At 37.0% G+C, this 10432-nt stretch carries 18 protein-coding genes and 3 pseudogenes; 12 read left to right on the top strand and 9 right to left on the bottom strand.

From position 1 onward, the window contains the following. Window positions 1-200, top strand: a pseudogene (locus WIW52_RS03670) (IS110 family transposase); the annotation flags it as partial. Here WIW52_RS03670 and WIW52_RS03665 read toward each other — a convergent pair. Then, complete coding sequence (locus WIW52_RS03665) at window positions 189-596, bottom strand: hypothetical protein (RefSeq protein WP_337708673.1); 408 nt, start codon at window positions 594-596, stop codon at window positions 189-191. The pseudogene WIW52_RS03670 and the gene WIW52_RS03665 sit on opposite strands and share 12 nt — an antisense overlap. A gap of 194 nt (window positions 597-790) precedes the next feature. Between WIW52_RS03665 and WIW52_RS03660 the strand changes: the two genes are divergently transcribed. The 3 genes from WIW52_RS03660 to WIW52_RS03650 all read left to right on the top strand — a co-directional run bounded on the left by WIW52_RS03660 (window position 791) and on the right by WIW52_RS03650 (window position 3760). Continuing rightward, window positions 791-1105 (top strand): hypothetical protein, encoded by a 315-nt coding sequence (locus WIW52_RS03660; RefSeq protein WP_337708671.1) that lies wholly within the window; start codon window positions 791-793, stop codon window positions 1103-1105. A gap of 127 nt (window positions 1106-1232) precedes the next feature. Continuing rightward, window positions 1233-1784 carry a class I SAM-dependent methyltransferase gene (locus WIW52_RS03655; protein WP_337708669.1) on the top strand — a complete coding sequence of 184 codons (552 nt, stop codon included), beginning with the start codon at window positions 1233-1235 and terminating at the stop codon, window positions 1782-1784. 83 nt (window positions 1785-1867) lie between these two features. After that, complete coding sequence (locus tag WIW52_RS03650) at window positions 1868-3760, top strand: 4Fe-4S binding protein (protein WP_337708668.1); 1893 nt, start codon at window positions 1868-1870, stop codon at window positions 3758-3760. 486 nt (window positions 3761-4246) lie between these two features. Here WIW52_RS03650 and tfs4 read toward each other — a convergent pair whose 3' ends face one another. The 5 genes from tfs4 to WIW52_RS03625 all read right to left on the bottom strand — a co-directional run bounded on the left by tfs4 (window position 4247) and on the right by WIW52_RS03625 (window position 7475). Beyond that, complete coding sequence (tfs4, locus tag WIW52_RS03645; RefSeq protein WP_337700477.1) at window positions 4247-4522, bottom strand: transcription factor S4; 276 nt, start codon at window positions 4520-4522, stop codon at window positions 4247-4249. Window positions 4523-4575: 53 nt separating this feature from the next. Further along, window positions 4576-4950 carry a DUF302 domain-containing protein gene (locus tag WIW52_RS03640; protein WP_337708666.1) on the bottom strand — a complete coding sequence of 125 codons (375 nt, stop codon included), beginning with the start codon at window positions 4948-4950 and terminating at the stop codon, window positions 4576-4578. 324 nt (window positions 4951-5274) lie between these two features. Beyond that, window positions 5275-5505, bottom strand: a complete 231-nt coding sequence (locus WIW52_RS03635; RefSeq protein WP_337708664.1) for a hypothetical protein — start codon at window positions 5503-5505, stop codon at window positions 5275-5277. Continuing rightward, window positions 5499-6554, bottom strand: a complete 1056-nt coding sequence (locus WIW52_RS03630; protein WP_337708662.1) for a hypothetical protein — start codon at window positions 6552-6554, stop codon at window positions 5499-5501. Before WIW52_RS03630 ends, WIW52_RS03635 begins: the two co-directional genes overlap by 7 nt. A 69-nt stretch (window positions 6555-6623) precedes the next feature. Beyond that, window positions 6624-7475 (bottom strand): DNA-methyltransferase, encoded by an 852-nt coding sequence (locus WIW52_RS03625; protein ID WP_337708660.1) that lies wholly within the window; start codon window positions 7473-7475, stop codon window positions 6624-6626. Between the two features lie 200 nt (window positions 7476-7675). Here WIW52_RS03625 and WIW52_RS03620 point away from each other — a divergent pair. Beyond that, window positions 7676-7860: pseudogene (locus WIW52_RS03620) on the top strand (hypothetical protein). Here WIW52_RS03620 and WIW52_RS03615 read toward each other — a convergent pair. Further along, the gene (locus tag WIW52_RS03615) at window positions 7829-8041 is read right to left on the bottom strand and encodes a hypothetical protein (protein WP_337708677.1); all 213 of its coding nucleotides are present in this window, start codon (window positions 8039-8041) and stop codon (window positions 7829-7831) included. The pseudogene WIW52_RS03620 and the gene WIW52_RS03615 sit on opposite strands and share 32 nt — an antisense overlap. A gap of 60 nt (window positions 8042-8101) precedes the next feature. Continuing rightward, the gene (locus tag WIW52_RS03610) at window positions 8102-8290 is read right to left on the bottom strand and encodes a hypothetical protein (protein WP_337708659.1); all 189 of its coding nucleotides are present in this window, start codon (window positions 8288-8290) and stop codon (window positions 8102-8104) included. A 118-nt stretch (window positions 8291-8408) separates the two neighbouring features. On the opposite strand from WIW52_RS03610, the gene WIW52_RS03605 reads away from it, so the two are divergent. The 7 genes from WIW52_RS03605 to WIW52_RS03575 all read left to right on the top strand — a co-directional run bounded on the left by WIW52_RS03605 (window position 8409) and on the right by WIW52_RS03575 (window position 10343). Then, a complete protein-coding gene (locus tag WIW52_RS03605; RefSeq protein WP_337708657.1) occupies window positions 8409-8702 on the top strand; it encodes a helix-turn-helix domain-containing protein in 294 nt (97 codons plus the stop codon). Beyond that, the gene (locus tag WIW52_RS03600) at window positions 8695-8982 is read left to right on the top strand and encodes a type II toxin-antitoxin system RelE family toxin (protein ID WP_337708656.1); all 288 of its coding nucleotides are present in this window, start codon (window positions 8695-8697) and stop codon (window positions 8980-8982) included. Before WIW52_RS03605 ends, WIW52_RS03600 begins: the two co-directional genes overlap by 8 nt. A 204-nt stretch (window positions 8983-9186) precedes the next feature. Further along, complete coding sequence (locus tag WIW52_RS03595) at window positions 9187-9528, top strand: SWIM zinc finger family protein (RefSeq protein WP_337708654.1); 342 nt, start codon at window positions 9187-9189, stop codon at window positions 9526-9528. A 5-nt stretch (window positions 9529-9533) separates the two neighbouring features. Further along, window positions 9534-9710, top strand: coding sequence for a hypothetical protein (locus WIW52_RS03590; RefSeq protein ID WP_337708652.1), 177 nt, complete (start codon window positions 9534-9536; stop codon window positions 9708-9710). Window positions 9711-9744: 34 nt separating this feature from the next. After that, the gene (locus WIW52_RS03585; protein ID WP_337708675.1) at window positions 9745-9939 is read left to right on the top strand and encodes a hypothetical protein; all 195 of its coding nucleotides are present in this window, start codon (window positions 9745-9747) and stop codon (window positions 9937-9939) included. A 36-nt stretch (window positions 9940-9975) separates the two neighbouring features. Next, on the top strand, window positions 9976-10098 hold the full coding sequence (locus WIW52_RS03580) for a hypothetical protein (protein ID WP_337708651.1): 123 nt from the start codon (window positions 9976-9978) through the stop codon (window positions 10096-10098). A gap of 104 nt (window positions 10099-10202) precedes the next feature. Next, on the top strand, window positions 10203-10343 hold the full coding sequence (locus WIW52_RS03575; protein ID WP_337708650.1) for a hypothetical protein: 141 nt from the start codon (window positions 10203-10205) through the stop codon (window positions 10341-10343). Here WIW52_RS03575 and WIW52_RS03570 read toward each other — a convergent pair. Continuing rightward, a pseudogene (locus WIW52_RS03570) lies at window positions 10330-10432 on the bottom strand (transposase); the annotation flags it as partial. The gene WIW52_RS03575 and the pseudogene WIW52_RS03570 overlap by 14 nt on opposite strands.

Below are 10432 nucleotides of genomic sequence, written 5' to 3'. Positions count from 1 at the left end.
AGAGGCTTATTACTAGGGGGAAGAGTGTTACTCAAGCTACTTGTGCTCTTGCCGGAAAGCTTGCAAGCATTTGTTATCATGTTATAAGGGACGGTGTTTACAAGGGAGTTGTCAAGAAGAGCTTTAGGATTCCTAGGGGTAAGGAAGTTAATGCCAAGGACTTCGACGTGGGAGACGCGCTAGACTCGTTATCCCCATAGGTTTGTTAGAGGCGTCAGCATGTAGTGCCTCGTGACAGGCTTATTTATTATTTCGTAGACGTAGTAGAGGGGTTTCCAAGAAAGTAACGAGTGCCCGTGGTCTATAATATATCCGTTATCCTCCTCGTCAGCCATTAGGTGGTCTTGTTTGAGGTCTATGTTCAGAACCCATTCCTCAAAAGGTAGAGCTTTCTTAAGCTGAGCAAGGTTTCTAATATCAGAAGGACTTATGACCTTTTTAGGTAAATACTCCATTACTAAACCCTCGTGAGTCAGACTTACCTCCAGTACTGGGAACCCCAATACATTACCCAGTCTGGATACAAAGAGTTCGCTGAAAAGTTCATATGTTCCGTGGACTTCATCTTCCTCCTTAAACCTCTTTGTAAATTTCATCGCCTTGTAATTATCTTAATGCTTAAAAATTCACTGTCTATTAAGGACGAGTGCAGTCTAACCTACACTTCTTTTTCCTTTAAACTCACGTCCTACCTGTTATACAAGATTACAAAATTAACTACGTCTAACGGTCCTTAAAATCACTACTAATTATTAAAATTTTTTAATTTTCTAATCATTAAATACTTTATATGTATAAGAGAATAGAAATTAGAAAAGACGGATTAGGCTTCTGTCATCAAGGATCGTGGATAAGCATTGCCGTGACAGACGATTCGTTAATTATAGCTGAAGAAGTATCCTACGAGGTCGCGATCGGAAGTCAGTTCTCGAAGGTAAGATTATTGGTAAAGAACGGCAAAGTTTATGCCGAGACTCCTTTAGGGACTTCTGAACTTAAAGATCCATCACAAATCCTCGAAAACCTCAAAAAGATTAACGAGGAGGTGGTCAAAACCAAAAACACAGAATTATACGAGAAAATTAAGAAACATATCTCATACTAACTTCCACAATTTTGCGAATTAACGGGGCACGCAGACAATCCCATAATGAGCATCTTTACTTCCTACATTACGCGTGTCATAAAATCTTGAGAAAAAAATATTTTGAGAAAAAGAGTTTAATATAATTATGGTTCAGACTGAAACACCTGATAGACATATTCCATCATTTATCCTATCCTCTCCCTTACGCCGATTGTTTGAAAATCCTTACTCAATTTTAAGAGAGTTTATTAAAGAGGGTATGACAGTCCTTGACCACGGTTCAGGTCCAGGTTTCTACACTATTCCTATGGCGAAACTAGTTGGAGAAAAGGGGACGGTCTACGCTGTGGACTCTGACAAAAGATCTATTGAGAAACTACAAAGAAAACTGAAGTCTCTAGGCATAAACAACGTTGTGACTTATGTTAGCAGGGACTTGAGTATTATCCCTTCGGGATCTGTCGATTTCGTGCTATCAAAGGACGTATTATGTTGTACGGTTTTGCATAAGGAACTGGCTATGGACATTGAAAGAGTTTTGAAGAAAGGCGGTAAAGCTTACGTCACAGTCAGGCTAGGTAAAGTAGGAAAGGATCCTAGGTCTCTTTCTCCTGAGGAGTTCTTTTCCCTCTTTACAAACGTGAAAAAGAAAGGGAAGGGTAAATTCAGTGCATGGGTGATTCTGGAGAAAGAATAATAATTTCGTTATAATTCAAATAAGTTTAACAATTAAAGCAAAATTTTTATTATGTATTCATAGTAAATGATTTGTGATTACAGATGAATGACGCCTTACTACTTTCCCTGCTTATTGCATTATCGATGATCGTTGTAGTTTTTTATACCGTATATGAAGTTGAGAGATGGAAGAGCAGAAATAGAGTCTTGATCTCTCTATATTTACAAGGTATGATGTTGACTATGAACTTGGGCGGCTACCTCTACTTGGTCTACAAGTCAGCGTTCCTATTTCTAATAATAAACGGGGCTTACATGTTCTTTGCCTTATATCCTATTTTGACCTTCAAAGGAGACATAAAGAGGAAAGAAGTAATCTACATACCTTTTTCAATCCTTATGGTAGTGTCAGAAGCGGTAATGGGGGCTCTAATTTACACACTTCAAAGCGGTAGCCCCGCAACAATTGATCAAGCCATAGATAACATCTGGTTTGTGGGGGTGATGGTCGCCGAGATGGTATTTACTTTAGCAATAAAGAAAGACTTAGATCCTACCCTGAGAAAATATTTGATTGCGACCCTACTATTGATGCCGTGGTTCCCTGCAGTAGCAGGGTTGTACTCGTTCTACGCTTCAGCATTTATAATGATCGCTGCTACAATAGTCATTTACGAGACGTTATACTCTCAACGCCTGAGAGCAACTCAAGATACGTTCACCGTTATAGAGCTTATGAGTATATTCGCCTTAATGATGATTGGCGAGTTTGTTTACTTCCTGATAAACTCACTGACCCTTTTCGACATATCGATGGGCATAGCGATGTTCTGGTTTATTTATAGGACTCTCTCGGGACCGAACCCCATTAAGGCAAACTACCTGAGAAACGCAAAGGTTGCATTTGCAATAATATTCACCACCTTCGTAATGGAGTATTTCATGGGTGCTGTTTTAGACTTTCTTGAAGGTGTATTTTCTCCCGGGATTCAAGGTTTCATTTCCTCATTGACCTTACCCTGGCTTAGTCCGAACACACCTTGGAACGTTTTATGGGACGGGATAGACATAGTTGGTTCTGTGTTAGGAAGCGTATGGTTCTTAATAATGATGGGAATAGAAATGGGATTCTTAGCATTTAAGAAAATGTTAGAGATGAAGGTGAGAGAAGTAAGGATTAGGATGATATTGATGATACTCGCTTACGCTATATACTCAATTTACCTACCTAATTTCTCACCTATATCTTCTCAAATGCAATTTATACCTTACATGTGGAGTATGGGAATAGGAACTCTTGGAGGTGTCACTAACGCCTTCTTGATGGCAATTATCGGTACGTATGTAATATTCGGAGTATTGAGTTTCCTTTTCGGTTCTAGAAACGTATGCGCTGTAACATGTACTGCACCTTTAATGTACCAAGGTAATTTTTATGATTCCCTCAAGGTCTACAACAGGAGTTCCAGGTTAGGGAGAAAAACACTTACGAGTAAGCCCCCCGAATGGTATAGGATCATAGGTTTATCGATATCCCTACTAGTCTTAATCGCAGCTATTATTTCCTACCTAAGCAACCAAGGGATTTTATCGTTCACAGTGGAGGGAGTGGATATAACTGTTTTGATCTACTTCATAGCCTTCGATATTGTGTGGTACATAGTATTTATATCGATACCGTTCATGGGTACTTTTGCTTGTGTAACCCAAGGTTGGTGTTACTGGGGAATATTCAATCAGGCTATCAGTAGAATAGGTTTATTCAGGCTGAAAGTTAGAGACCCACAAGTTTGTGTCAACTGCAAGACAGTAGACTGTGCAAACGCTTGTCCTGTAGGGATTAATGACATGAGAGGAGAGTTCATAAAGAAAGGAGAGATGAAATCAATAAAGTGTATAGGAATAGGAGAGTGCGTAAATTCATGTCCTCATAAGAATATATTTTTCGACGATGTAAGACATGCAATATCTGACTTTTTGAGGAAAAAGAAGTAAAATATAGAATAATACCTTCTACCTACTACCTTTTTTGCCTATTGTTTTTTTTCACGAGTCTGATTATAATTAAACCAGTTACTAAAAGAATTACTATAAAGGTAGCTATTTCTAACGGAGTATTGTTTGATTTTGTAGATGTTGATTGTGATTGAGGAGACGTAACTAGTGTCTTAGTTGTACTGTTACTCGACGTAATAATTGCTGTTGAAGAACTAACACTAGCTGTAGATGAGCTCGGGAAAGCTGTTTGCGTAGTATTCGTAGTAACAGTTTCTGTAGTCTGTGCAGAAGTAGACGAGCTGAAAGTAGTAGAATATGTCGACGTCGTAGTTATTTATTGCGTTTCTGAGGGCTGACTTTCTACGTAGCCGAATTGGGACAAATAGTCTAACACTGTAGTATTCTTATTTTTTAATTATTTCTAGAAGATAATTACCGCCTATGTAGACATTTTCCTTATTCTATCTACTTTTGTATTTTCAATTATTTCATATTGAATACATAACCACACGCTCTACATCTATATAGATTCCTACCTATCCTGAAGCCCACAGCATTTCCACACTTGGGGCAAAGCACTAGCGATACGTTTCCCATGATCTTTTGTCCTTCAGCAACCAACGTTCGTTCATGAGAATGGTCTAACTTATCTGTAAAGACTACTTTCTCAACTCCTTTCTCTCTGTATCCACACTTCTTACATATTGAGTATCTCCCTTTCGGGAACATCGCTGAACCGCATTTAGGGCAGAACCTCATAGAGAAAAAAGCGAAATCCTAGCATAAATATCGATCTTAGTGACAGTGGGGTATTACCCAATCGCACTTTCTAATACCTTATTAAACACTGCATCCATCTTTTTCACAACTTCCAGATTTTCTATCCCGTGTTCCTTGGCTATCTCACTCGGCAGTTTAAAGGAAAGGAAAACCCTGCCTCCTTCCTCCCATATTAAAATCCTTAAGGGTAAATCATAGCCAACTTCTCTATTCACCTGCATTAATAGTGTCCCAGCATTGGGATTACCAAACACGATTAGCTTCGTCCTCCCCAGCTTTAGACCAACACTATCCGCGTTCTTACCGTGGTCGATAACGGAAAATATTGCCATACCCAGATTTGTTATTGCTTCGGAAAGTGTCTTTTCGCATTTTTCGAATACGTCCTTACATTCTACTTTGTGCATAATAAGAAAATGTGAACTATAGTTAAAGCGTTTTTTCCAAATCAAGATGCCGAAAACTCTATATGTATTTTAATCTACTGTCTGTAACACATTTACGTAACTATTAGTTATTTTTAATTACTTCTAATCCCTTTAATGCTATTAAGTAAGCAAAGGCTATATGCCTATCAAGACTAGAAAACTGAGTATATACTTATTTCTACTTCCTTTCTTACTCTATTTTAGAATTTTAAATTTCATCTCAACATAATTCAATTTATTTGTAGATAGTCCATGTCTTGTATTGTTATGTTTATTCCGTCAGATGTTAGGATGTACAAGTCACTAATTTTCTTGTAAGTAGGAAACATATATCATAAGACGTCTGTTAGTATCTTCATCAAAAATTTCAATAACGCACTTATCTTTCCATTTCTCTAATATTTCTTGGATTTCTCCTTTTTCTTCAGCTATTAAATGCGGAAAGCCATCATCACAAGAGTAGATTTTCCCTATCATACTTGATATGAAGCTAATAATGCAAGGAGAGTCAATCGAAAAGTAAAAAATTAGCATATGAAATCGATAAGCTCTAGGTTATTATTTATAAAATTATTTACTTTTTTATTGTTAAATAATATTTCGAAATGATTTTCTTTAGCCTCTTCCAAGAGTGATTTTAATACAGTGTAATCCTTATTGCTCATATTCACTTCCTTCTCAGTAGTAAGCCTGAGCATGGGCGTAAAATCGTTTACTTTTATTTTTTCTTGTTTCTCAGAGATATAATATAAATCCTTTAGATTCGTATACAATATCATCTTTAATAATCCATCTTTAATGTCATCCTCAGAAGGTAAAGCAGAATTCTTTGTATTCTTAGCTTCGATTAAACATACTTTATTTTTCTTAGAGTTAAAGAACACCTCGTCAACAGTAAAGTGATAAATTCCGCCTAAATAATTCTTTATATCTATAGTTCCTTTATTACCATAGGTTCTTTCTTTAGGTTGGCGAGTTATGCTTTCTCTATACTGCGCTTTTAAAGATAAGGTTCTAGAGAAATTCTTGAAAGCCTCTACATCAGACATGACCTTTTCTATCCTTTTACGTGCAGAGGCTAAATCATGAAATGTTACTTTTGTTTCACTTGAAATTCTCTTATATGATTCTAAAGCCATCTCTCCTATCTGTTTCAAGTTTGATAACTCATTCATGTTCCAATGTAACGCATCTGACCTATAATTGGAGAGTTCGTCAAACTTTTTCTCTAGGTATTCATAATCAAATTCCTGACTAGTTACCTTATTTTTATACTTAGGATTCTTGCTAGCTTTTACATAATAACCAATGATAACATAAACTCCTAATAAACTCATAAGGGCAACTGTATCCCATTGTATAAAATCCCTGTCTCCGTCAACTCCTTCGTCTTTCATAATAGGTATTATTGTAACTATTTTGCCCTTAGAAAACTGCAAAGTATTATAAACTCTTGCATAAGGATAAGATCTAGTTCTCTTGGGAGAAACCCACCAGCTTACAGCAAACTCATTACCAGATCTCTTATATACAAAAGAAGAAGAATGCTTAATACCTTCAGATAAATCGTAATAAGTTTGCAAAACTGGTAATAGGAATTTCGGCTTATATTTAATACCTTCTATTGTACCGCAAAGGTGAATCAATTTAGATCATCTATTTTGTAATTTTTCCTCAATTTTTTCCCTTAACTTAGTCCTTAATCTCTTAGCGTCTTCTCTCTCAATTACGTCTATCTGCGGTTTTCCGAAAAGTGTATTAACACCAATCCTTTCTAAGATTATATCCTTTAATTCTAAGTCTATTTCATAGCCTATCGCGTTTCTTTTCAATTCATTGGCGACTTTCAACGTGGTTCCAGTCCCAGCAAAGGGGTCTAGAACTGTATCCCCTACGTAAGAATAAAGCGTAATAATTCTCCTAGCTAGCTCTTCTGGAAACGGTGCTGTATACTTCGAATACTTATTATTAGGCAGTACGTTAGTTATTTCCCACACACTCAAATACCATTTCTCCCTTTGAAATTTATTTACATCTATTTTACTTTCTTCCTTATTCCTAGGGATAAATTTCCCAGGCTTCTTAAACACTAGTATATCTTCATAAACATTATCTGGATAATAATAAAGAGGGTAAGGATGTTGAATGAGAACCCCACTCCTCCTACTAATCCTGATATAACCTTCTGGTTTTTTCCAGATAATTCTCTCTTGATATTTAAAACCCAAGCTTTGCATTATTTTTATTAAATCTGCGACTATAGGATAAAGTTCACCGTCTATTCTAACATCTGCTGTAACGAAAACCGCGACCCTACCTTCCTCTAAGACCCTAAAAATCTCCTTGCCCACTCCATTCAACAAGCTCAAGTAATCGGCATAAGAAGGAAAAAGATCTGGAAAGTCAAAAGGTGCATTATAGTATGGAGGAGAAGTAAGAACTAAACCAACACTATTATCCTCAACTTCTTTCATATTTCTAGAGTCTCCAAATATAACTCTCATTATTGAGACTTTTGTTATAAGTTAAACTTTAAAGCTTTTGTTGTGTGAGAGGTCGAACTGTATAGGGTTTTATGATTCAGCAAAAACGCTGAGATGAGAGATTGTAACACTTCATCGTAACTACTCGTTAATTTTAATTACTCCTAAATATCGTTTTGACAAGTTGTGTTTATATAGTATTACAATGTGCTTTTACCGAGATCCCCCTAACTGATGACGGGCACTGCTCACGAGGATGGGAGTGATAAAAGTGTGGATGGGAGGGTATTGGTGTTTCACTCGACCAGCCCCAATGATTTAAGGGTGACTGTGCATGATCCCTTAGGAGAGGTGTGTGACGGAATTAGAAGTAATTAAAAGTAAGGAAGAGTTACACCACGGGTAAACACTCCTCTTAAAGCCAAGTTAATCATAGCCTTTACAGCCTTTGAGTGAGAGTAAGCAATTCTATCTACCTTACCCACGTCCTCAAACTCAACCCTACCATTTATAGTCACGAATTGGAAGTTACCAATCGCTTCCTTAGAACCAATTAGCTTACTCCTCATCATCTGGTAGGATAACAATTACAACTACCTCCTTACCGTATAATTCCTTCCCCTTCTCCTTGAGCTTTGAGGGGATAGTTATACCATTTCTTTTATTCCCTCTATCGCTCCTAGTGCCAGTAATTTGTATATATTGTCCCTTACTGCATTGTATGGTATATCAGCTTCTTCGCTAATTTCAGTTATTGTTTTTGCTTCTTTCTTTTTCTTTAGAAAAGCGATGATTCTATACATGGGGATTCCTTTTGGGTCTCTTTCTCCGACCATGTTTATCGTGTAATGTTATACATTACACACTATTTAAATCTTTCTATGTCTCGCTTCACATTACAAATTACATAACATTATATGAAGAGTAGACTGAAAGTATCATGTAGTGTTTAGCATGACAAGTGAAAAGCCGTTTGCGTTGAGTGAAGTCGCTCAGAGAGTCTTAATAGTGTTAGGGAGGGAAAATCGCGGCTTAACTATAAGGGAGTTAGTAGAGAAGACCGATACTAATAGCGGAAGTATAAAGAGAGCGTTAGAGGAATTAACAGAACTTAAGTTGATAAAAGAGGAAAGGGAAAACGTCTTCCCTTACAGAAGACTGATCAGTTTAACGGAATTGGGAAAGGAGGTAGCTAAACGGGTTATAGAAATTGAAGAATTAATTAAGAAAGTGCGGACTAATGACTGAAGAGTGGAAATTAGTATTCCATATTAAAATGAAGAAATTAGCAAGAGACTTTCAGCGTGACGAATTGGAAAGAATAGAGGAAGTCCTGGATAAGCTTAGTAAGAGGAAACTAAATGAGCTTAATATGAAGAAATTAGAAGGATGGAGAGACAACGAAAATAGGGACGTTTATAGGATAAGAGTTGGGAGGGATATACGAATACTTGTTTCTTTCGATGACGATAAAAAACAAATTCACATATGGAGAATCGCTAGGAGGGAATCCGTTTACGATGAATAATATCACTCTCTTTCTTAAGCTCTTCAAACAAGTTATGCAATTCTTCACTATTATTAATTATAGTAACCTCCTCAGTCTCTGGTTCTATTATTTTGATTTGCTTCTTTTCCATAGGTAATAATTAGCACTAGGAGTTAAAAAAGATACAAGAAATGTATACTATGTTTCGTTTAACATTACACAGAAAAGTCTATATATCATGTAATGTATAACCTTATACAGAACAAACACGATTTCCACACAAATCCCAAAATTCCGATTAAAAGGTTAGATGTTTTTTACACCCTGGGAGAAGGTGTAATAATTTCCGCAGATGTTCAGTCTAGGACTAGAAGAGACGTAACCCATTATAGCAGAATTGTTTTAGACCCGTTAAGCCTGAAAGCGGTCAAAGCTACTTGCAGTTGTGAAGCTAGGAGCTTCGGAAAGAAATGCTGGCATTTGAAGACTTTAGAGCAGATGATTAAGGAGGAGCTAAGGGAAAGGATAAAGAAGGCAAGGCAGGAAATGATGCAAATAGAGGAAGACATTGCCTCGTGGGGTTGAGAATTATGCAAGTCCATCTCCATGGTGATAAGTTATTGGAGCTTTTGGAAGCTCTATACCACATCAACGAGGCTATGAAGATAGCTGAGAGTTACGACCCTAAGGCGTTTGAAATGCTCTCCGAAGCAAAGAAGTCTCTAGTGGACTGCTTGGTCAGTCAGGTGAGACAAAATGGAGAGTAAAAATTTACAGTACTAGAGAAACTTAGAATACTTAATTAAGTTGTTGAGGGTTTACTTTCAACTTGATGAGATTCTCAGTTTTGCAATGGAAGAGTTAGGAGGCGATGAAATAGCAGTTGAAATATCAGCAGTTAAGGACAGAGTTAGAAAAGTGATTGAGAGAATGATAAAGTTAGAATTTTTCTTATTAAACTGGGGAGTTTATTCTAATTCTCTAACAGAAGAATAAGCAAGGAGCGTTAGTGTTCCCGGAGATGCTACTAACTTGAAGAAGAAGAACGTTAAGATTAAGGAAACAAAGGCTCACGCGTTAGCTTGCGGAACCGCTGAGAACCTGAAGACAAGGTCAGTGATGACTGCAGAGAGATTCGGGCAGAAGATGGTGTAACCTAAATACTACTTTTAATTCAGTTCTCGGTATACATCACAATATAAAAATTTACATCATCTCAAATCAAAAGAGATTAATTTAACCTTGAGAAAAATAGTATTGTGTTTCCTCTAAAGTCTTTAGACCAAATTCAAATAGGAATAACAGAAGACCATGAATTACTCAGACAGAGTGTAAGGGAGTTTTCGGAGAAGTTCTTGCTACCTAACGTACAGCAGTTATGGGACTTTAACGTAACTTAAAGATTTTCATTAGCCCAGGCGGTCCACCTAAATAACGTTCAACGAACCTGAGGAACGCCTCCACGCTCCTCAGGTTAAGAGCCCCCACC

The organism is Stygiolobus sp. RP850M (assembly GCF_037389295.1).
In the GTDB taxonomy this organism is placed as follows: Archaea; Thermoproteota; Thermoprotei_A; order Sulfolobales; family Sulfolobaceae; genus Stygiolobus.
The sequence above is the reverse complement of the archived record's forward strand: the minus strand, read 5'-3'. Positions and strand labels throughout refer to the sequence as shown.